At 62.4% G+C, this 20979-nt stretch carries 18 protein-coding genes; 11 read left to right on the top strand and 7 right to left on the bottom strand.

Annotation, left to right across the window (positions count from 1 at the left end; translation table 11 throughout):
- Positions 1 to 12: 12 nt before the first annotated feature.
- From E4M07_RS02300 to E4M07_RS02275, 6 genes are all read left to right on the top strand, one after another.
- Positions 13 to 1689 (top strand): formate--tetrahydrofolate ligase, encoded by a 1677-nt coding sequence (locus tag E4M07_RS02300; protein WP_136656664.1) that lies wholly within the window; start codon positions 13 to 15, stop codon positions 1687 to 1689.
- A gap of 275 nt (positions 1690 to 1964) precedes the next feature.
- Positions 1965 to 2741, top strand: a complete 777-nt coding sequence (locus E4M07_RS02295) for an ATP-binding cassette domain-containing protein (protein ID WP_348640511.1) — start codon at positions 1965 to 1967, stop codon at positions 2739 to 2741.
- Positions 2741 to 3856 carry an ABC transporter permease gene (locus E4M07_RS02290; RefSeq protein ID WP_136656663.1) on the top strand — a complete coding sequence of 372 codons (1116 nt, stop codon included), beginning with the start codon at positions 2741 to 2743 and terminating at the stop codon, positions 3854 to 3856. Before E4M07_RS02295 ends, E4M07_RS02290 begins: the two co-directional genes overlap by 1 nt.
- Before the next feature lie 43 nt (positions 3857 to 3899).
- Positions 3900 to 5027: a substrate-binding domain-containing protein gene (locus E4M07_RS02285; protein WP_246660338.1), complete on the top strand. Its 1128-nt coding sequence runs from the start codon at positions 3900 to 3902 to the stop codon at positions 5025 to 5027.
- A gap of 181 nt (positions 5028 to 5208) precedes the next feature.
- Complete coding sequence (locus E4M07_RS02280) at positions 5209 to 6192, top strand: ABC transporter ATP-binding protein (RefSeq protein WP_136656662.1); 984 nt, start codon at positions 5209 to 5211, stop codon at positions 6190 to 6192.
- Positions 6189 to 6950 carry an ABC transporter permease gene (locus E4M07_RS02275; protein ID WP_136656661.1) on the top strand — a complete coding sequence of 254 codons (762 nt, stop codon included), beginning with the start codon at positions 6189 to 6191 and terminating at the stop codon, positions 6948 to 6950. Before E4M07_RS02280 ends, E4M07_RS02275 begins: the two co-directional genes overlap by 4 nt.
- Here the strand turns inward: E4M07_RS02275 and E4M07_RS02270 are convergent.
- The 6 genes from E4M07_RS02270 to E4M07_RS02245 all read right to left on the bottom strand — a co-directional run bounded on the left by E4M07_RS02270 (position 6947) and on the right by E4M07_RS02245 (position 13509).
- Complete coding sequence (locus E4M07_RS02270; protein ID WP_136656660.1) at positions 6947 to 7705, bottom strand: ATP-binding cassette domain-containing protein; 759 nt, start codon at positions 7703 to 7705, stop codon at positions 6947 to 6949. The two genes, E4M07_RS02275 and E4M07_RS02270, sit on opposite strands and share 4 nt — an antisense overlap.
- On the bottom strand, positions 7705 to 8910 hold the full coding sequence (locus tag E4M07_RS02265; protein ID WP_136656659.1) for an alanine racemase: 1206 nt from the start codon (positions 8908 to 8910) through the stop codon (positions 7705 to 7707). Before E4M07_RS02265 ends, E4M07_RS02270 begins: the two co-directional genes overlap by 1 nt.
- Before the next feature lie 10 nt (positions 8911 to 8920).
- Complete coding sequence (locus E4M07_RS02260; protein WP_136656658.1) at positions 8921 to 9874, bottom strand: ABC transporter permease; 954 nt, start codon at positions 9872 to 9874, stop codon at positions 8921 to 8923.
- 72 nt (positions 9875 to 9946) lie between these two features.
- Entirely contained in the window at positions 9947 to 11005 is a 1059-nt protein-coding gene (locus E4M07_RS02255; protein ID WP_136656657.1) for a substrate-binding domain-containing protein, read from the bottom strand.
- 33 nt (positions 11006 to 11038) lie between these two features.
- The gene (locus tag E4M07_RS02250) at positions 11039 to 12298 is read right to left on the bottom strand and encodes a M20/M25/M40 family metallo-hydrolase (protein ID WP_136656656.1); all 1260 of its coding nucleotides are present in this window, start codon (positions 12296 to 12298) and stop codon (positions 11039 to 11041) included.
- The gene (locus E4M07_RS02245) at positions 12295 to 13509 is read right to left on the bottom strand and encodes an ROK family transcriptional regulator (RefSeq protein ID WP_136656655.1); all 1215 of its coding nucleotides are present in this window, start codon (positions 13507 to 13509) and stop codon (positions 12295 to 12297) included. The genes E4M07_RS02250 and E4M07_RS02245 overlap by 4 nt, the downstream gene beginning before the upstream one ends.
- A 248-nt stretch (positions 13510 to 13757) precedes the next feature.
- On the opposite strand from E4M07_RS02245, the gene E4M07_RS02240 reads away from it, so the two are divergent.
- Positions 13758 to 15695 (top strand): calcineurin-like phosphoesterase family protein, encoded by a 1938-nt coding sequence (locus E4M07_RS02240; RefSeq protein ID WP_136656654.1) that lies wholly within the window; start codon positions 13758 to 13760, stop codon positions 15693 to 15695.
- 43 nt (positions 15696 to 15738) lie between these two features.
- On the opposite strand, the gene E4M07_RS02235 is transcribed toward E4M07_RS02240, so the two are convergent.
- On the bottom strand, positions 15739 to 16644 hold the full coding sequence (locus tag E4M07_RS02235) for a LysR family transcriptional regulator (protein ID WP_136656653.1): 906 nt from the start codon (positions 16642 to 16644) through the stop codon (positions 15739 to 15741).
- 163 nt (positions 16645 to 16807) lie between these two features.
- Between E4M07_RS02235 and E4M07_RS02230 the strand changes: the two genes are divergently transcribed.
- The 4 genes from E4M07_RS02230 (at position 16808) to E4M07_RS02215 (ending at position 20975) form a co-directional block, all read left to right on the top strand.
- Positions 16808 to 17851: an ABC transporter substrate-binding protein gene (locus tag E4M07_RS02230; protein WP_136656652.1), complete on the top strand. Its 1044-nt coding sequence runs from the start codon at positions 16808 to 16810 to the stop codon at positions 17849 to 17851.
- Between the two features lie 5 nt (positions 17852 to 17856).
- Positions 17857 to 18660 (top strand): ABC transporter ATP-binding protein, encoded by an 804-nt coding sequence (locus E4M07_RS02225; protein ID WP_136656651.1) that lies wholly within the window; start codon positions 17857 to 17859, stop codon positions 18658 to 18660.
- On the top strand, positions 18654 to 19496 hold the full coding sequence (locus tag E4M07_RS02220; protein ID WP_136656650.1) for an ABC transporter permease: 843 nt from the start codon (positions 18654 to 18656) through the stop codon (positions 19494 to 19496). Before E4M07_RS02225 ends, E4M07_RS02220 begins: the two co-directional genes overlap by 7 nt.
- Positions 19497 to 19610: 114 nt before the next feature.
- The gene (locus E4M07_RS02215) at positions 19611 to 20975 is read left to right on the top strand and encodes an FAD-dependent oxidoreductase (protein WP_136656649.1); all 1365 of its coding nucleotides are present in this window, start codon (positions 19611 to 19613) and stop codon (positions 20973 to 20975) included.
- The last annotated feature ends 4 nt before the right edge of the window (positions 20976 to 20979 follow it).

Raw genomic sequence — 20979 nt, 5'->3', positions numbered from 1 at the left:
GAGAACCAGCACATGTCCCACAAGTCCGATATCGAAATTGCCCGCGAAGCGAACAAGAAACCGATCCAGGAGATCGGCGCGAAACTCGGCATCCCGAACGAGAGCCTGCTTCCCTACGGCCACGACAAGGCGAAGATTTCCGCCGACTTCATCGCCGCCCAGAAGGGCAAGGACGACGGCAAGCTGATCCTCGTCACCGCCATCAACCCGACGCCCGCCGGCGAGGGCAAGACGACGACCACAGTTGGCCTTGGCGACGGCCTCAATCGCATCGGCAGGAAGGCCGCAATCTGCATCCGCGAAGCCTCGCTCGGCCCCTGTTTCGGCATGAAAGGCGGCGCCGCCGGCGGCGGCTATGCGCAGGTCGTGCCGATGGAGGACATGAACCTGCATTTCACCGGCGATTTCCACGCCATCACCTCGGCGCACAACCTCCTGTCGGCGATGATCGACAACCATATCTACTGGGGCAATGCCCAGGATATCGACATCCGCCGGGTTGCCTGGCGGCGCGTCATGGACATGAACGACCGGGCGCTGCGCGAGATCGTCTGCTCGCTCGGCGGCGTCGCCAACGGCTTCCCGCGCGAGGCCGGTTTCGACATCACCGTCGCCTCAGAAGTCATGGCGATCCTGTGTCTCGCGACGGACCTTGAGGATCTGGAAAAACGCTTGGGCGACATCATCGTCGCGTACCGGCGCGACCGCACGCCGGTCACCTGCCGCGACATCAAGGCGGACGGCGCGATGGCTGTGCTTTTGAAGGACGCCATGCAGCCGAATCTCGTTCAGACGCTGGAGAACAACCCGGCCTTCGTCCATGGCGGCCCGTTCGCCAATATCGCCCATGGCTGCAATTCCGTCGTTGCCACGAAGACAGCACTCAAGCTCGCGGATTATGTGGTCACTGAAGCCGGCTTCGGCGCCGATCTCGGCGCCGAGAAATTCATGGACATCAAATGCCGCAAGGCCGGCATCGCCCCCGATGCCGTCGTCATCGTCGCCACCGTGCGTGCCATGAAGATGAACGGCGGGGTCAAGAAGGAAGACCTCGGCACCGAGGACATCGAGGCCGTGCAGAGAGGCTGCGCCAATCTCGGCCGACACATCGAGAACGTCAAATCCTTCGGCGTTCCGGCGGTCGTCGCCATCAACCACTTCGTCACCGACACCGACGCGGAAATCGCCGCCGTCAAGGACTATGTCGCGAGCCTCGGATCGGAAGCCGTCCTTTGCAAGCACTGGGCACATGGCTCGGAAGGCATCACCGAACTCGCGGAGCGCATCGCCGAGATCGCCGACAGCGGCATGGCGCAGTTCTCGACGCTTTATCCGGATGACATGCCGCTGTTCGAGAAGATCGAGACCATTGCAAAGCGCATCTACAGGGCCGACGAGGTGCTGGCGGACAAGAAAATCCGCGACCAGTTGCGCCAGTGGGAGGAAGCCGGATTCGGCGATCTGCCGGTCTGCATGGCCAAGACCCAGTACTCCTTCTCGACCGATCCGAACCTGCGCGGCGCGCCGACCGGCCACAGCGTACCCGTTCGCGAGGTGCGGCTTTCGGCCGGTGCCGGCTTCATCGTCGTCATCTGCGGCCAGATCATGACCATGCCCGGCCTTCCGAAAGTGCCGTCGGCACAGGCGATACACCTTAACGAAGAGGGTCGGATCGAGGGACTTTTCTAGCCGGATCCCACGTCAGCACGCAGATCGCAGGACGCCCGTCAGGACGGGTGAGACCAACCGCGAATTGGATATTTTATAAGGCCGGGCAAATCTGCCCGGCCTTGCGTGCTTCCCGTGACCTGAGCAGCGGCTTTCCGTGACCGGCGGTTTGCCAGCCGCCGGAAATACGACTTGACGACAATAATTGTTATCGATAACATCAAATGAGTTACCGGTAACGTAAACCCCCGGATCCAGCTTGGAATCCAGCGAATACCGGCATCTGGGAGGAAATATTGTCGCAAGCATCAGAGCCCATCGTATCGATGCGGCAGATCACCAAACGGTTTGGCGGCGTAACCGCGCTGAACGACGTTGACCTCGACGCCCGCGCCGGTGAAGTCCTGGCGATTGTCGGCGACAACGGCGCCGGAAAATCCACCCTCATCAAGATACTGACCGGGGTCTTCCAGCCGACCAGCGGCACCATCGAACTGGACGGCGAGGCTCTTGCGATGAACAGCCATGCCGACGCCATCGAGCGCGGCATCGACGCTGTTTATCAGACCCTTGCGCTTGCCGATCACCTGGACCCCGCCGCGAACCTGTTTCTCGGCTCGGAGCTGACAAAGTCCGTCCTCGGCATCCGTTTTCTCGACAACCGGAAAATGCGTTCCGAGGCCGAGCGTGTCCTTGCCGACCGCCTGGGTGTCCATCTGAAAAGCATGGACGCGGAAACCTCCAGCCTTTCCGGCGGGCAGCGTCAGGCCGTGGCGATCGCCCGGGCCGTCTACAACAGGAACTTGCGCATCCTCGTGATGGATGAGCCGACCGCTGCGCTTGGACCGCAGGAAACCGCGCGCACCCTGAAACTGATCGAGGTGCTGCGCGAACAGGGCCTGGCGATCATCCTGATCTCCCATTCCCTGGACGACGTGTTTGCCGTTTCGGATCGGATCCAGGTCATGCGCCGCGGGCGCCGCGTCGGCACCGTCGTCACGAAGGAGACCAACCGCCAGGAAGTCCTTGGAATGATTGTCGGCGCCGGCGAGATGGCACAGGAGGCAATGTGATGTCCGTAACCGAAGCCCCCGACCTCAAGTCGCGCCTCGAACCCTATTTCGCATTCGTCGGACCGCTGGTCATGATCCTCATGATCCTGCTGTTCATGGGCGTCATGGAACCGGCGCGCTATTTCCGGATTTCCAATCTCAACATCATCCTGCTTGACGCTGCGCTGTATATGCCCATGGCGATGGCCATGACCTTTGTCATCACCCAGCGGGGCATCGATCTGTCCATCGGCTCCGTCGCAGCGCTGACCGCCATTCTGATGGCGTTTCTGGTCAAGGGATACGGATTCCCGGCGTGGCTCGGCGTGCTTTCGGCCATCGCGATCGGCGCCCTCCTCGGCCTCGTCAACGGGCTCGTTATCACCAAGTTCCGGGTGCCGGACCTGATCGGCACGCTGGCCATGGACCTCGTCTACCGCGGTTTCGCGCTTGTCCTGGCGAAAGGATTGGTCCTTGCGCGTTTCCCCGAACTCATCACCGGCATCGGCCGCGGCCAGATCCCGGGCTTTGTGCCGATCCCCGTGGTCATCGGCATAGCAACGTTTATCGCCGGCGCGATCGTCCTGCGCAACACCTATTTCGGGCGCTACACGATTGCCATCGGATCCAACCCGGAGGCGGCCGAGATGACCGGCATCGCCGTCGATCGCCACCGGGTCTATGCCTATGTTCTGATGGGCGCCGCCGCCGGTCTCGCGGGCGTCATGCTGACCGGCAAGCTCAACGCGATCCAGGCGACCTCGGCCCCCTATTTCAACCTGCATGTAATCGCGGCGGTCGTCGTCGGCGGCACCTCGCTGTTCGGCGGGCGGGCCTCCATGATCGGTTCGTTTGCCGGCGTGTTGCTGCTGTCGATGATGATCAACGCGCTTGTGACGCTGCGCATCGAGTTCTTCTGGCAGTCCGTCGCCTCGGGCGTGGTCATCATCTCGTCCGTTGCGCTCTACACCTGGCTGCAGAAGAAGGACCGCGATGGCAGCGGCGGGCTGATCACGGCGCTGCGCACGCCCGACAACGCCAGGCTCCTGAGGCTAGCCGGCGGCCTTGGTGCCGCGCTCATCCTGTTCCTGATCTTGGGCTTCCTGTTCGCAGGACAAACCGTTCCGAGCGGCTGAGGCCGGCGCGGATCACCGCAACCTTTTTCATAGGGAGGAAAAAATGAGAAAGCTCTTGATATCCACCGTGCTGCTGATGGGCACCACCGCCTTTGCCGCCGAATTGCCGCTGAAGGAACTGCCCGGCGACGCCGACCGCGACCACTGGCTGCCCGAGCAGGTCAATGCCGACGGCACGCTTGAAAAGCTGCAGGACGTCACCGGCGGGCCGGCCGTTAAATTCAGCGGCTCTCAGGACCGGCCGATCCAGATCGCATTGATCTATCCGTCTGCCGATGTCTCCGATTTCTGGGCCCGCAACTACCTCGCCATGACCAAGCGCCTTGACGAGCTCGGCATCGATTACGAGACCCGCGAGTTTGCGTCGCGCCAGATCGAGCATTCGTTGCAATCCACCTACGCCGGACAGGTGGCGCAGGACGCCGATCTTTACGACTACGTGATATTCGGCCCGTCCGAATTGGCGACCCAGGCGGACAATATCGACAAGCTCGCCGGTACGGACGGTCTGGTAACCTATGTCTGGGCGTTTCACACGCCGCTGAAATACCTGAAGAACCAGCCGGCCGCCTGGTTCGACTTCTCATCCGCATACGGTGCCCAGAAAATCTGCGATTACATGGTGGAGCGCCTCGGAAAGGACGTCACCTACGCACTCAATCGCGGCATTCCGGGCATCACCGACAATCAGCGCTCCGGCGACTTCATGGAATGCGTCAAGGAGAAGGGCAACTGGAACGCCGTTTACGAGCACTACGGCGAATACCAGCGCGAGGGCGGTTTTGAAGGCACGCAGTTGATCCTGCAGGCCTACCCCGAAGCGAAGGTCATCCACAACGCCAACACGGCCATGTCCATGGGATCGGTCGAGGCGCAGCTTGCAGCCGGCAAGGAAAAGGAGATCTTCAGCACCGGCTGGGGTGGCACGGGTCTTGAACTGGACGCCATTCGCCGCGGTGAGCTGGACGCAACGCCGATGCGCATGGGCGATGACGTCGGAGCGGCCACCGCCGAGGCGATCAAGGCGCACATGGAAGGCCGGGACGGCGAACTGCCGCTCGTTTTCCTCGGCCGCATAACGGTGGCGCACGACCAGATGAGCAATGATGAAATCGACGCCCTTGAAAAGGAGGCCTTCAGGTTCTCAGGCGTCGACGCCCTCGAACGCTGATCGAGCCAATGAATATTGCCGCGCCGAAACACGATTCGGCGCGGTTTTCTTTTTGTCGGCCGCGCCATTCCCGAAAAACCGGCACTTGCGTGGAGTGGCTTCGAACACGCCATCCAGACGCTTGAATTCCGGGTAATTTGAAATAGAGTCCGGAGCGACTCCAATTCAATACCGGTACCGGATGAACACGATTCCGCTAAAACACGACACGGATACGGGAGATCCGCTGCATCCCGGAGCCGACGCCATATGCTCCATCAGGGACGTATCGAAGACCTATGACGGCGGCGCCGTTGCGCTTGAGGCGGTGTCCCTGGACATCCGCAAGGGCGAGATCCTTGCCCTTCTCGGACCGAACGGCGCCGGCAAGACGACGCTGATCTCCATCATCTGCGGCATCGTCAATCCGAGCGGCGGCACCGTCACGGTGGGCGGGCACGATGTCGTTCGCGACTACCGCCAGACCCGCAGCCTGATCGGCCTTGTGCCGCAGGAAATCAACCTGGAGCCCTTCGAGACCGTCAACAACACCGTCACCTTTTCGCGCGGCCTGTTCGGCAAGCCGCGCGATCCTGCGACCATCGAGAAGGTGCTGAAGAGACTGTCGCTCTGGGACAAGCGCGACAGCCAGATCGTCACCCTTTCCGGCGGCATGAAACGGCGCGTTCTGATCGCCAAGGCGCTGTCGCACGAGCCGCGCGTTCTGTTCCTCGACGAGCCGACCGCCGGCGTTGACGTGGAGCTGCGCAAGGACATGTGGGAAATCGTGAGCGCCCTGCAGGCCGACGGCGTCACCATCATTTTGACCACGCACTATATCGAGGAGGCCGAGGCGATCGCCGACCGCGTCGGCGTCATCGACAAGGGCCGCCTGATGCTCGTCGAGGACAAGGTGACGCTGATGCAGCGCCTCGGCACGAAACAGATCCGCATCGAGCTGCAGGACCCGCTCGGCAGCATCCCGGAAGCACTCTCCCAGTACGAGCTGGAAATCGACGGCAGCGGCAACGCACTCATCTACACCTACGATCCGACCGGCGGTCGCACCGGCATTACCTCGCTCTTCACCGACCTGAAATCGGCGGGCCTTGTGCTGTGTGACGTGCAGACGCACCAGAGTTCGCTGGAAGAGATCTTCGTCGATCTCATCAAGGGCCAGACATGAACATTCACGCCATCAAAGCGATCTATCTGTTCGAGATGTCGCGCACGTTCCGGACGCTGCTGCAGAGCGTCGTCTCGCCGGTTCTGTCGACGTCGCTTTACTTCGTCGTCTTCGGCGCCGCCATCGGTTCACGCTTCGCCGAGGTCGAGGGCGTCAGCTACGGCACCTTCATCGTGCCCGGGCTGATCATGCTTACTGTCTTGACCCAGAGCGTCTCCAACGCCTCGTTCGGCATCTATTTCCCGCGCTTCATCGGCACCATCCAGGAGATCCTGTCCGCGCCGATCTCCAGCATCGAGATCGTCGTCGGCTATGTCGGGGCCGCGGCCACCAAGTCGTTCATCATCGGGATCATCATCTTGCTTACGGCCAATCTCTTCGTGCCGTTGCGCATCGATCATCCGGTGTGGATGCTCGGGTTCCTGGTGCTGACCTGCATATCGTTCAGCCTGTTCGGCTTCATCATCGGCGTGTGGGCGCAGAATTTCGAGCAGCTTCAGCTCGTGCCGCTGCTGGTGATCACGCCGCTGGTGTTCCTCGGCGGCAGTTTCTATTCCATCAACATGCTGCCGCCGCTGTGGCAGAACATCACGCTCTTCAATCCGGTGGTTTACCTGATCTCCGGCTTCCGCTGGAGCTTCTTCAGCGAAGGCGATGTCAGCGTCGAATTAAGCCTGGCGATGGTCGCCCTGTTCCTGGCGGTCTGTCTCGGCACCATCATGTGGATCTTCAAGACCGGCTACCGCATCAGGAACTAGCCGACGCCGGTGATCATCGAGACGATTTCGTTCTTGTCCGTCCTGGCCGTTTCGCGCACGCCGATCTGCACGCCGCGGCGCAATACGCAGATACGGTCCGATAGCCGGAACACCTGATCGAGGCTGTGGCTGATGATCAAGATGGCGATGTTGCGCGCTCGCAGTGTCCTGACGATGTCCTCCACCTTCGCGGTTTCGGCAACGCCCAGCGCCGCCGTCGGTTCGTCGAGCAGGATGAGCTTTTTGGCCCAGTGTGTCGCGCGGGCGATCGCCACGCCCTGCCGCTGGCCGCCCGAAAGGTCGCGGATGACCGCCTTTGCCGACGGTATGCGCACGTCGAGTTCATCGACGAGCGCCTGTGTCTCGCGCATCATCGCCTTCCGATCAAGCAGCTTGAGCGGGCCGCGCACCGTTTCGCGCCCCAGGAACATGTTCATGTAGACCGGCTGCTGGTCGGCCAGCGCAAGGTCCTGGTAGACCACTTCAATCCCGTGCGCCCGGGCGACACTCGCATCGGCGAACGACACCGCCTCGCCGTCAAGGCTGATCGAGCCGGATGTCGGCGCATGGACGCCCGATATCATCTTCACGAGGGTCGACTTTCCCGCCCCGTTGTCGCCCACCAGCGCGACAATCTCGCCGGCGTGAAGGTCGAGCGAGAAATCCTCGACGGCGACCACGCCGCCGAACGCCTTGTGGATGCTCTTCAGTTCGAGCACCGGCGCCGTGGCTTTATCGCGGTTGGTTGCGGTCATCAGCGCAGCTCCGGCCAGGTTTCGGCGCCGCCGAATATGTTCTCGATGGACACCACCTTCGGGTCTCCCGCCGAAATGCCCGAGATGCCGACCGTAAAGGCCCTGGTGACGAAGGCCTGGCCGCGGAACCCGAAGACGACACTGTCGCCCGGCTTCGGATCGGCCGGGCCGGACGTATCGATCATGCCGTAGTAGTCGATGGCCGAAGGCGGCGGGATTTCAACGCTGGCAAGCGCCGTGTCGCGCGTCGTCGGCTCGCGCGCGACGACGGCCCTGACGTCGTAGTCCGGGAAGACCGGATCGATATAGAGCCCGCCGCCGAAGCAGTAGGCGCGCCCGCCATGCAGATGCGAGACCTCGCTGAGATAGGCCACCGCGGGGCGTTCGGGCAGGTCCTCGAGCGCGTGAAGCGGCGTTGTTCCATGCAACCCGTTTCCCGGCTCGCACTGCGTCGCACCGGCATCGGCAAGCGCATCGAGCACCACCGATGACGTCGTTCCCGGCGCATTGATCTCGATTGCGGAACGGCCCGCCGCGGCCAGCTTCTCGGCCGCCTTCGCAAGCGTGGCAAGGTTCGGCGTCGGCTTGACCTTCCGCGTCTCATTGTCGAACAGCAGTGCCGGAAAGGTCGTGATGCCGGCAAAGCGCGCGCCGGCAAGCGCGTCAATCATCTCCGCCGCGGCAACAACATCATCGGCCGGGAACCCGCCCTCGTGGCCGCGATAGAATATGTCGCCCTCAGTCTGGATCCTGGCCATGAGCGCCTGCTCGCGGCCTTCCCCGTGCGACGCGGCGGCGGCTTCACGTGCCTTTTCCTCGCTGAACACCGTCCAGTATTCGGGCCTGATGTTCCTTGCCGCCGGCGCTGCTTCATGGCGCGGCACCTGAACCAGATGCCCAAGGTGACCGATGGTCATGCCGGCGCGCCTGCAGGCCACCGCGCAGGCCATGTCCACGGCGACCGCGCGATCGACACCGCCGCGCATCAGCGCCTGGCAAAAGGCGCTGTTGCGCCCGACCTGCTTGGTCATCGCGAAGACCTTGAGGCCGCGCTTGTCGGCCTCGGCCTTGAACCGCCGCGCGTTCTCCTCGACGGCGTCGATATCCAGCACGTAGGAATTGGCCGGAATCCGGCCCTTTTGGTGCAGCGCGATGGCCGCCTCGATCAATTCCGGGTTGCGTCGCCTCAATACGTCCAGGAACAATTTTGCCTCCCTACCTGCCGGGATCGCGCAGTGAAATCGCCACGGCGATCAGTATGATCAGTCCGCGCACGATCATCTGGTCCGATACCGAAAGACCCATGAGAATGAGCCCGTTGTTGAGCATGCCCATCAGGAGCGAGCCGACCAGCGCGCCGATGATCGAGCCCTTGCCGCCGTTGAGCGCGGTGCCGCCGACGATCACCGCTGCGATAACCGTCATCAGATCGCTTTCGCCGAGCGTGTACCGGGCCGCCTGCAGCCGCCCGGCATAGAGCAGTCCGGCAAGCCCGGCGCAGCCGCCGCTGATCATCATAACGGCCAGCCTGATGCGCGGCACCTTGATGCCGGAGACCTGCGCCGCTGCGGCATTGTCGCCGGTCGCGATGACATGCGCGCCGAAACGCGTTTCCCGATAGATGACGTGACCGACGATCACCGCGCCGATGGTCCACAGGATCAGCGACGGGATTCCGAACAGCGCCCCGGAGCCGAAAAACCCGGTAAAGGCATCGTTGGTGACCGGGATCGAGCGCAGGTCCGTCATCGACCGGGCGACGCCCGCAAAAAGCCCGAGGGTCGCGAGCGTGACGAGGAACGACGGCAGGCGAAGATAGGCGACCAGGAACCCGTTGAACCAGCCGATCGCCAGGCCGATCCCCAGACCGGCCGCGATACCGGCGACCATCGGGTAGTCCTGCATCACCACCGCGCCGGACAGGGCCGAAACAGCGACGATGGACCCGAACGACAGGTCGATCTCACCGGCCGACAGCACGAAGACAAAGCCGATCGCCATGATCGTCGCCGGGGCCGTCTGCAGCACGATGTTCGACAGGTTGCGCGTGGTCAGGAACCCGTCGTCGCTCAGCGTGACGGCGAAGAACAGGAAGATGGCCAGGAAACCGAGATAAACGACATATTGCTGCAGATCGAAGGTGTGTCTGGCGGATCTCAGCCAATCCATGAATTCAGGCTCTCCGGCAAGCGGTTGTTTCGGTGACCGGCCGGCTGTCGCCGGCCGGGTGTGGCGGGTTGCTTACTTGCCCGCGTTCTTGACGCTGTCCGGCGCGTCGCGGTGCAGCGATTGCTGCCAGCCGGCCTCGACATTGGCCGGGGTCACCGTCACGGCGGGCGCGACCACGAATGGCGGCGTCTCCTGCCCGACGAGGGCACGTGCGCCGGCGGCGGCCATCGCCCGGCCGAGTTCGTAGGCCTCGTCGGCAACGATCGCGGTGACGTTGCCGCCCTTGACCATATCCAGCGCGATCGGCTCGGACAGATCGAGGGTCACCACCTTGGTCGTCTTGTTGCCGTTGGCGCGCAGCGCCGCGAGAACACCCTCTGCCGGTCCAGCCCAGGTGACGTAGATGCCGCCGAGGTCCGGGTTCTTCAAAAGCATCGCATTGGCGATATCTTCGGCCCGGGCCGGATCGCTGATGCCCTGCTCCGCGACGATCTCGATATCCGGATAGTCCTTCTCGATGGTCGTCTTGAACGCATTGTCGCGCTGGTTGGTGACATAGTAATTGGCATCATGGAAAATCCAGCCGACGGTGCCCTTGCCGCCCATGCCTTCGGCGAGCGCGTCGGCAGCCTGTTTGCCCATCTGGAACAGGTCGTCCGTAACGATGGCCGCGTAGTCGGTCGGGTGCTGGTAGTCCTGCGGCAGGTTCGACAGGAACACAAGCTTCACGCCTTCGGCCTTGGCTTCCTTGAAGGCGGCTGCGGATGTAACCGGATCGAGCGGCAGCGAAAGGATGATGTTCGGTTTCTTCGCCAGCGCCGTCTCGATGTCACTGCGCTGTTTTGCGGCGTCGAACCCGGCGCTGGTCGTCGCCACCACCTCGATGCCGAGCCGGCTGAACTCGTCCGTTGCTCCTGCCGTCACGGCATTCACGAAGTCGGACTGGTCGTGCCACAAGAGCGCAGCACGGTAATTGCCATCCTTGAGCATCGAGACCTTGTCATCGTCCACCTTGATGGTGGAGGACGGTGTCGCGGTTTCGCCCTGCGGACCGACGGTCTGGGCGTAGGCAAGACCGCCGAGCAGCATCATCGTCACCGACGCCGTCGTTATCATTCTGGAAATATGCATAACAGGTACCTCCCTTGTTGATGCCGCGGTGGGTCAGTGACCGACGACACCGCACTGGCTTGCGATAAAGGCGGCAAACGCAACGGCGCCGGCCGCGTATTCTTCAACATTCACGCGTTCTTCGAGCGTGTGGCAGTTGGTGATGTCTCCCGGGGCGCAATAGACCGCCGGGCATCCGATCTGGTCGATCAGGAACGGGACCTCCGACCAGTAAGGCGCGCCCTCGATGCGGCCGCGGCCCGGCATCGCCTCGGCGAGGATCCCGGCAAGGTTCCGGATCGACGGAAGGTCTTCCGCGACCTCTGCGGGCGCGCCGCCGAAACGGTGGTCCCGGCCGGCCGGATAGGAAAATTCGATGGCGATGCCATCGGCAACATTGGCGCCGCGCACGGCCGCTTCGAACTCCGCAACAGCGTCATCCAGCGCTTCCCCTGGCAGCAGCTTGCGGATCAGCGAGAGCCTGCATTCGCCCGGAACGGCGATATAGCCGCCGCCGCTCATCTCCGTCACAAGGGCGAATGCCCTTCCGACCAGCGCATGGTCCGCCCGCGCGGATATCGCGTCCGAGTGTTCCCAGATGGCCGCGGCGACGGCATGCGCGGCCTTCAGGGCATCGACGCCGAGCTCCGGCACCCCGAAATAGGCAGACTTTCCGGTGATGTTGATGTCGGCAATGAAGAATCCCATCTGCGCCGGATAGACCGAAAGCCGCGTCGGCTCGACATAGACGGCAAAATCCGGCTTCCCGATCTCGCCGGAAAGGACGCGGCGCGTGTAATCCTTGATGCCGGCGCTGACGCCGGTCTCCGGCTCGCCGCTCTCCTCGTCGCCGACAAAGGCAAACGCGACGTCGCCCTTCAGTTTCAGGCCGGCCTTGTCGATCAACCGCAGCGCCGCCAGCGCCGAACAGATACCGGCCTTGAGGTCACCGGCACCGCGCCCCCAGATCTCGCCGTCGATTTCGGCGGCCGCAAACGGGTCCTCGCGCTCGGTTCCTTGCCATCGCTCCTGCCAGCCGCGGACGTGGACCGTATCGGTATGGCCGATGAACAGGAGCCGTTCACCGCCCTCCGCGCCCTTGCGCTCGCCCCAGATATTGGGCCGCCCGGGCAGGAAATCCGCCTGCTGCGGGTCAAGGCCCAGACCGGACATCTGCATCTCGAGGAAATCGACAAAATTGGCTTCATTGCCGGTGATGCTCTGCCGCTGGACGGCAGACTGCAGCAGGGAAACGAGCTCTCCCCGGTCGGCCAGTCGCCGGAATTGTTCAATGTGGGGAGCAGATGCCGTCATGCCCGCGCTCCGCCGAATTTCATCACGTCGCGCGGCGGCAGGGCGATCGCTGCGCCCGGCACGCCGCCGGAAAAGAGCGTTGCATGCAGGTGGCTGAGGCCGACGGCCGCCGCGCCGATGATGGCGGCCTGCGTTCCCAGAGACGAAACAGCAATATCGATCCGGCGCGGAAAACACTGCGCCGCGAAGGCCCGCACGCGGTCGGCGATCTCATCGCGGCTGCCGATCGATCCGCCGAGGACGACCCTGCCGGGTCCTGTCACGGCGCAGATCGCCGCCACGGCGCGCGCGACCAGCCGCGCCGTCTCGTCGAGAACCGTCAGCGCCTCGGCCTCACCGTTCGCCGCGGCGTCGAATATGGCAGGCACGCCTTCGTCCTTTCCGGTCAACTGGCTGTATCTGTCGCGCATGCCGAATGTGGCGGTCACGCGCTCAAGTGCGCCGATGCGCAATGATTCCGGTTCGAACGGATCGGCGCCGAACGGCAGGAAACCCAGCTCGCCCGCCGCGTGCGCGTGACCGCGAACAAGTTCGCCGCCGACCATGATACCAGCGCCAATGCCGGTTCCGAGCGCGACATAAGCAAGATCATCGATGCCCGATCCCGTCCCAATCCAATGCTCGCCGAGAACCGCGAGATTGACGTCGTTTTCGACGAACACGTCGCGGTCCAGTTCCTGTCTGAGGGTCTCGACGACATCAAAATTCTCAATGTCCGCGATATTGGGCGCCATCAGCACACGCCCGGTATCGGGATCCGGCACACCCGGCACGCCGACGACGGCAAGCCGCACCTTCTCGAAATCAATGTCATTGTGCCGCGCCACGTCCCGGCACATGCGCGCAATTTGATTGACGACATGGACCCCGCCCCTTTCGTCGGTGGGCTCGACAAGCTCGGCCAGGACATTGCACGACAGGTCGGCGATCGCTGCCCGGGCCTTCGTGCCGCCGAGGTCGACGGCCGCAATACAGGCCGCATCCGGAACGATTTCATAGGTCACGGCGCTACGCCCCACATGGCCGCTGGTCCGTCCGGTCTCACGGATCCAGCCGTCCTTTTCCAGCAAGCGCGCGATTTCGGAGATCGTCTGTTTGGAAAGCCCGGTCTGCTTTGCCACGCTCGCCCGCGAGATCGGGCCGTAATGGACGATCGTCTCCATGACCGCGCAAAGCGAGAGTTGTCGTGAAATGCGTGTGGCGTCGCTCAACAGACATTCCTTTTAGTTCGTTCTGTTACCGAACTAATTAACGAAAACCCGTTCGCACGTCAACAGTCGCTGTCAGATCTGTCGGGATTCCGGCCGCATTCTCGCAGCTCCCGGACAATGCGTGCGCTGCACCGGGCATCCGCCCGCGATCCAGCCGACAAACTGCAAGAAAACGATCACAGAACTGAAACCTGCGGTTCACAGCCGTGGCCGAACCTGACACTCTCACCTTATCAAGGAGCGGCCATATGATATCCCGGAAACTGATGACGACCCTTGCCGTGCTGCTCGCCGGCACGGCCATGACCTACGCCAAGGATGCGACCTATATCGGGTCCGTCGAAACCATAAAGGGCGAGGCCGGCGACAAGGCGCGCGGCACCGTCTTTCTCGACGCGAACCGAAATTCCAGGTTCGATGGCGGCGAAGCCAGCATCGAGGGTGTCATGGTATCCAACGGACGCGAAGTCGTCCTCACCGGCGCCGACGGCACATATGAACTGCCGGCCTATGACGACATGAACCTGTTCGTCACCAAGCCGGCCGGCCATGCGACGCCGGTCGACGAGGACATGATTCCGCAGTTCAACTATGTCCACAAGGTTGCCGGTTCGCCCGACCTGCGCTTCGGCGGCATCGAGCCGACCGGCCCCCTGCCCGCGCAGATCAACTTCCCGCTGATCGCCGACGGCTCCGGCACCGGGTTCGACTGCCTGGTCTTCGGCGACGTGCAGGCCTACACCAACCGCGAGCTCGGCTATGTGCGCGAGACCGTCGGCAAGATGCTCGTCAACCGCGACAACGACAAGACCGAATGCCTCATCTACGCAGGCGATGTCGCCGGCGACGACCTGTCGCTCTATCCGCGCCTCAAGAGGATCGGCGCGGTCGGCCGCGTGCCCCAGTACTGGGTCGGCGGCAACCACGATCTCGACCTCGACGCCGAGAGCGATGCCGATTCCTTTGACACCTTCAGGACCGAATGGGGACCGGAATACTACTCCTTCGACATCGGCAACGTGCACTTCGTCACGCTCGACAACGTGCGCTACCCCTGCAACGGCGTCGATCCGCACCCCTTCTGCTCACCCGACAAGAAATCGGCCTATAACGGCGTGATCTCGGACCGGCAGCTCGCCTGGCTCGCCAACGATCTCGCCCATGTGCCGCAGGACAAGCTGATCGTTGTGAGCGCCCACATTCCGTTCCAGACCTTCACCGACAACATCACGGCCAAGCACCAGACGGACAATTTCGACAAGCTTGCCGCGCTGCTGGAGGGCCGTCCGGCGCTCGGTCTTTCCGGCCACACGCACACGACCGAGAACATCTTGCCGGGCGAGGACTACCAGGGCTGGGAAACGTTCACCAAGGTCCCGTCGGCACCCTTCCACCAGATCGTCACTGGCGCCGTGTCCGGTTCCTGGTGGGCCGGCGACCTCAATGACAGCGGTGTCCCGCGCTCGACCCAGCGCCTCGGCTCGCCGCGCGGCTACTATCAGCTCGAGTTCGACGGCTCCGACTATGTCGACACCTATTTCAAGTTCGGGGGCGAGGAAGATGAGCAGATGCACGCCTCCTTCAACACGCCGCGTTTTCGCGAATGGGCCATGGACCTTTACACCTATGTCCAGCTTAACGGAGCGCCTTCGGACGTGATCCCCACGGTCACCATCAATGACCTCTTCGACCTCAACATGCTGACCAGGGCGGATCTTAAGGGCGGCACCTGGGTCGCGGTCAATGTCTGGAACGGCACCAGGGACAGCAAGGTCAATGTCTCGATCAACGGCAGCGAGCCGATTGCCGCAAAGCGGACCCAGGAAGGCACGGGCGAGGCCAAGCGTACGGGTGTCGAATATGCCGATCCGCTGGCACTGGCGATACAGTCGACGAATGGCCGCATCGCCTTCAAGTCGACGAAGAACAGTAAGGAGACAGACGGATTTGCCACGTGGGATGGCGTCGAATGGCAGGGGGTCGCGGGTCCGCTCGAGGGCTGGATGCTGTCGCAGAACTCGCAGCACCTCTGGCGCGTCGACCTGCCGGCCGACCTGCCTGCCGGCGTCCATACGCTGACCGCCCGGACGACCGACCGCTACGGCCGGAGCTTCGACTATACAATGACCTTCGAGGTGGTCGAGGAAATGCCGCAGATGACCTGGCAGAAGGATCTGTGGGACTGATCAGGCATGGCCCTTCCCGAACGCGGGAGGGGCTGCCTTCCTTCTACGTATCGAAGTTCAGCCGCTTGAACTGCCGCTCCACGACGCTCAGGAACAGGTGCTTCACCGGATCGATGGCGGTCGCGGCGGAAATGATCAGCCCGATCTTGTATTCGCTGAGCGCCTTGTGCGACAGCTTGACGAATTTCAGTTCGCCGCGCGCGATCTCGTCCATGAAGCCCATCTTCGTATAGATGCCGACCACCTGCTTGGACAGGATCGCCTGCTTGGCGATCACCAGCGCGTTGGTGAAAATATGCGTCGACAGGTGCACCGAGAGTGACGCCATCTCCTGGTCGAGCAGCGAATGCCCTGCCCTGGCGTCGATGGTCCTGACCAGCGGGTAGCCCTCGATATCGTCGACCGTGACGCTGGTCCGTTCGGCCAGCGGATGGTCCGGGCGCATGATGACGCCGAACGGCGCAGCCTTTTCCGCAAAGACCCGTACGTCCGGATGCACGTAGTTGCTGAAGCTGATGCCGATATCGGTGTCGCCGGAGACGACGGAGTTGACGATGGATTCCGGCTGGTCCGTCGTCACCGAAAGGGAAATGCCGGGATAACGCTCGCCATATTCAGCGAGCACGTGCGGCAGGACGCCGAAGGTCACCGAATCCAGCGTCTGGATGTTCAGGTGGCCTGTGCGCAGGTCCCTGATGTCGTCGATCATCGCCTTGATCCGGTCAAAATCGTAGAGCGTCTTGCGGCAGTGTTCGAGCACAAGTTTGCCCGCCGGCGTGATCTCCACGCCCTCCGGCGAACGGTCTAGCAGCCGGATGCCGAGCGCCTCCTCGATGTTGATGATCTTGCGATTGACGGAGGTAGACGAGACATTGAGCAGGTTGGCCGCCTTGCGGATCGAGCCCTGGCGGGCGACCTCGTCCAGGTAGCGCAGAAAGACCGTGTGCATGGGGCCCTCGCTAGGGTGGTGCATTTTTTGCACCACTGTTGGCAAATATTGGTTCTTCTTGCCTCACCTAAATCGCGACTAGAGTCAAGTCGTGTGGAAAGCGACCGGTTCCCGCCGTTTCTGTCGGCATGGGTCGCAATTGAACCCGCAATGGGAGGAATTAATGTCAATCAAGGCCAATCATCAGATTCACAGACGCACGCTTCTCAAGGGCATGGGCGCAGCCGCAGGCGCGGCATTCACCGGCACGATGATTAACATCGACAAGGCGGCAGCCGCCGATGAATTCAAGGTCACCATGCAGCTCGGCTGGCTGGCGTCGAACGGCATTCTCGGCGAGGTCGCCGCCGACAAGCTCGGTTACTACAAGGACGAAGGCCTCAGCCTCGAGATCGTTCCTGGCGGACCGAATATTGACGGTGTTGCATCCGTCGCTTCGGGACGTGCCAATCTCGGCTCGATTTCCTCCAGCCCGTCGCTGATGCTGGCGCGCGCGGCCGGCATTCCGATCAAATGCATAGCAGCCGGTTACCAACAGCATCCGTTCACCTACTTTTCCTTGAAGTCCAACCCGGTCAACACGCCGCAGGACCTCATCGGCAAGAAGGTCGCCACCAACGGCACGGCACGCATTTTGCTGCGTGCGCTTTTGGCCAAGAACAACATCAACGAGGACGATCTGGAAGTGATCGTCAGCGGCAGCGATATGTCGGTATTGATGACCGGCCAGGCGGACGTCGTCACCGGCTGGACCACCAACGTCAACGCCCTTTCGGTGCTCGGCGACCAGCGGGTTGATCTGAGCCTGTGGGATGCCGGCATCCAGCTTTACGCCAACCCCTATTACGTGACCGACACAACGCTCGCCGAACACCGCGACAAGGTCGACGCCATGATCCGCGTCAGCGCCAAGGGTTGGGGCTGGGTCCACGAGAACCAGGAACAGGCGTGCGAATTCCTCGTCGAGCGTTATCCGAATCTCGACCTGGCAAGCGAACTCAAAGCCGTTCCGCTCGTTGACGGATATTCGTTCAATGCCGTTACGGCCAAGAACGGCTGGGGCTCCATGACCCGCGAAAACTGGCAGGCTCAGATTGACGCCTACGCCGCACTCGGTCAGTTTGAAGGCGACCCGCCCAAGGTCGACGATATGATGACCCTGTCGGTCCTCGAGGCAACAGCCGCCGATCGGCCCAAATACGGATAAGCAAAATGCCTTCTGGTGCAACAGTCCAGGCAGCGGCAACCGGTTCTCCTCCGGTTGCCGCATCCCTGAAGAACGCCTACGTGCGTTTCGGTTCTTTTACAGCTATCGAGAATCTCAGCCTCGACGTCGAGGACGGCGCGTTCTACACCATTCTCGGACCTTCCGGCTGCGGCAAGTCCACCATGCTCAGGCTGGTGTCCGACCTGATCCCGGCAGCCTCCGGTGAGGTCAGCATCTTCGGAAAATCGACCGAGGCGGCCCGGCTTGCACGCGAGTTCGCCTTCGTTTTCCAGGATGCAACGCTGCTGCCCTGGCGCACGGCCCTGCAAAATGTCGAGCTTCCGCTGGAAATCGGCCGCAAGCGCGGGGTGAAGATCCCGATCAGTGAGAAGAGCCCGTCGGAGCTGCTTGATCTGGTCGGATTGTCCGGTCGCGAGGATGCCTTGCCCCACGAACTGTCCGGCGGCATGCGTCAGCGCGTTGCCATCGCCCGAGCGCTCGTCTGCAAGCCGAAGCTTCTGCTGATGGACGAACCCTTCGGCGCGCTCGATGAAATGACCCGCGACCATCTGAATTTGCAGTTGCTCAAAATCTGGCAGGAAACCGGCGTGACGATCCTCTTTGTCACCCACTCCATCCCGGAGGCTGTTTTCCTGGGTCAGAAGGTGCTGATGCTGGCTGCCCATCCCGGAAGACTGCGCGAAGTGGTCGATATCGACCTGCCCCATCCGCGCGAGATCAAGCTGCGCGACACGCCTGAATTCACTCGGCACGCAGCCCATCTGCGCGAACTGCTGGAGACATGCTGATGACCATGGTGGACAAAGCAAATCCAGGCGACGTCGAAAACGACGAAACGACGGAAAAGGCTCTGATCGCGGAGCAGAAATTCGAACGGCGTCGCAAGATCGAATCCATTGCCATTCCGATCGGAACCGTGATCTGCCTGCTGATTATATGGCAAATTGGCGTGCGGCTGTTCGGCGTGCCGACCTATATCGCACCGGCTCCCAGCGATGTTGCCGAAAAGCTCGTCTCGCAGTTCCCCATACTGCTGGCGAATTTCTGGCCGACACTGCTTGAGGCCGTGCTCGGGTTCATCACCGGAAATCTCGCGGCGGTGTTCATCGCCATCGCCTTCGTGCACTCGAAATCCGCGGAAAAGGCATTCTTTCCGATTGCCGTCTTCATCAACACGATCCCGATCCTGGCAATCGCACCGATCCTGGCACTGATTTTCGGCCCCGGGCTGACGACCAAGGTGGTGATCGCAGCGATGATCTGTTTCTTTCCCACACTCGTCAACATGGTACGCGGCCTGCAGTCGGTCAGCCCGCAAGCCCTGGAACTCGCACGAATTTTGTCGGCATCCAAATCGGAAATATTCTGGAAGATCCGACTGCCCTCCTCGCTTCCGTTCCTGTTTTCGGCGCTCAAGATCGCCGCGACCACCTGCGTGATCGGAGCCATCGTCGGCGAATGGATCGGGGCTGACTACGGACTGGGTGCGCTGATCCTCGATTCGATGTTCAACTACCGCTCACCGCTGCTCTACGCGACCGTGTTCATGTCGTCGGGCCTGTCGGTGCTGCTGTTCGCAATCGTGTCGGTTGCGGAGCGAAGAATAATCCGTTGGCACACATAGGGAACGCTTGAACCGAATTTGTAAGGCAATCCCTTAAGCCGCTGAAAAATTGGAATATAACAGCAACCGAATAGCCGTTCGGCAGGTCAGTTGCGCCCCAAGGAGCAAGTAAAAATGGCTGAACAGACAAAAGATTTCGTCCTGTCGTCAAGTCAACAGATACCGGTCGTCGCCGCTTCGGACGTAGTGGTCATCGGCGCAGGTCCCGCCGGCCTGACCGCCGCCGTATCGGCGGCCCGCAACGGTTGCTCCGTGACCCTCGTCGAACGCTATCACCACCTCGGCGGCATGGCATCCGGCGGCATGGTCCTGGTTCTCGACGACATGGTCAACGAGGGCAACGAGATCGTCACCACCGGCATTGTCAATGAGTTCGTCGACCGCATGGAAAGCCAGGACGGCGCCGTTTATCCTCCCCGCGAAGACTGCCTGACCAACTGGGAGATGTGGCAGAAATGGTCGCGCTGGGGCTGCATCGACTTCCACAAGACCGGCATGCCCCAGCCGATCATCCACGCCGTCGCCTTCGATCCGGACTGCTGGAAGCGGGTGAGTCTGGACCTCGTACGCGAGGCCGGGGTCAATCTGCGCCTGCACAGCTGGTTCTCAGAAGCGCTGGTCGAGGACAACAAGGTCACGGGCATCATCGTCCAGACGAAACTCGGGCGGCAGGCGATCAAGGCCGACATGGTCATCGACGCCTCCGGCGACCTCGATGTCGCGGCATCCGCCGGCGCATCATTCATCAACGGCCAATACATCGTCACCACGGTCTTCCGGCTGTCGGACGTCGACACGGACAAGGCCGAGGCCTTCGAATACAGCGAACCGGAGGCCTACAAGAAGCTCGACCGCGAGGCGCGCCGGCGCATCGGCGGCGCCTGGGGCATGTGGTGGCTCAAAACGCCCCTGCCCGGCGTGGTGTGGTGCAACTGCCCGCACATGCCGGGCTATGACGGCATCTCGCCCGAGGACATGGTCGCTGCTGAGTTCGAGGGCCGAGAGCGCATGATGAACCTCCTGCATTTCGCCCGCGAGAATCTTCCCGGTTTCGAAAACGCCAAGATGCTGGGTGCCGCCGAACAGTTGGGAATTCGGCAGACCCGGCTTCTTCGGGGCGAATATGTGGTGACCAAGAAGGACGTCGCCAGCCGCCGCTATTTTGCTGACAGCGTCTGCCGCGGCCGCGACTACTACACGCCCTACCGGGCCCTGCTTCCGAAAGGCATCGACAACCTGATCGTCGCCGGCAGGCACTATTCCGTCGACAGCGACGCGCAGAAACTTTCGCGCGAGATCCCGCCCTGCATGGCGCAGGGCGAGGCCGCCGGCGTCGCGGTGTCGCTGGCGCTGAACAGCGGCGGCGCGCTGCGCGATGTCGACGCGAAGCTGATCCAGAAGCAGATGCGGGCGCAAGGCGCCGACCCGGGCGACGTCCCGTCCGCCAACGCCCTCATCGAAGACACCGTTACCGCCTGAGGAC

The organism is Nitratireductor sp. XY-223, assembly GCF_004959855.1.
Classification (GTDB): domain Bacteria; phylum Pseudomonadota; class Alphaproteobacteria; order Rhizobiales; family Rhizobiaceae; genus Hoeflea_A.
This window is presented reverse-complemented; position numbering and strand designations above follow the sequence as displayed.

Coding starts and splice junctions, on each gene's coding strand:
- E4M07_RS02300 (WP_136656664.1), top strand. CDS start 13: ATGTCCCACAAGTCCGATATCGAAATTGCCCGCGAAGCGAACAAGAAA.
- E4M07_RS02290 (WP_136656663.1), top strand. CDS start 2,741: ATGTCCGTAACCGAAGCCCCCGACCTCAAGTCGCGCCTCGAACCCTAT.
- E4M07_RS02285 (WP_246660338.1), top strand. CDS start 3,900: ATGAGAAAGCTCTTGATATCCACCGTGCTGCTGATGGGCACCACCGCC.
- E4M07_RS02280 (WP_136656662.1), top strand. CDS start 5,209: ATGAACACGATTCCGCTAAAACACGACACGGATACGGGAGATCCGCTG.
- E4M07_RS02275 (WP_136656661.1), top strand. CDS start 6,189: ATGAACATTCACGCCATCAAAGCGATCTATCTGTTCGAGATGTCGCGC.
- E4M07_RS02270 (WP_136656660.1), bottom strand. CDS start 7,705: ATGACCGCAACCAACCGCGATAAAGCCACGGCGCCGGTGCTCGAACTG.
- E4M07_RS02260 (WP_136656658.1), bottom strand. CDS start 9,874: ATGGATTGGCTGAGATCCGCCAGACACACCTTCGATCTGCAGCAATAT.
- E4M07_RS02255 (WP_136656657.1), bottom strand. CDS start 11,005: ATGCATATTTCCAGAATGATAACGACGGCGTCGGTGACGATGATGCTG.
- E4M07_RS02250 (WP_136656656.1), bottom strand. CDS start 12,298: ATGACGGCATCTGCTCCCCACATTGAACAATTCCGGCGACTGGCCGAC.
- E4M07_RS02240 (WP_136656654.1), top strand. CDS start 13,758: ATGATATCCCGGAAACTGATGACGACCCTTGCCGTGCTGCTCGCCGGC.
- E4M07_RS02235 (WP_136656653.1), bottom strand. CDS start 16,644: ATGCACACGGTCTTTCTGCGCTACCTGGACGAGGTCGCCCGCCAGGGC.
- E4M07_RS02230 (WP_136656652.1), top strand. CDS start 16,808: ATGTCAATCAAGGCCAATCATCAGATTCACAGACGCACGCTTCTCAAG.
- E4M07_RS02225 (WP_136656651.1), top strand. CDS start 17,857: ATGCCTTCTGGTGCAACAGTCCAGGCAGCGGCAACCGGTTCTCCTCCG.
- E4M07_RS02220 (WP_136656650.1), top strand. CDS start 18,654: ATGCTGATGACCATGGTGGACAAAGCAAATCCAGGCGACGTCGAAAAC.
- E4M07_RS02215 (WP_136656649.1), top strand. CDS start 19,611: ATGGCTGAACAGACAAAAGATTTCGTCCTGTCGTCAAGTCAACAGATA.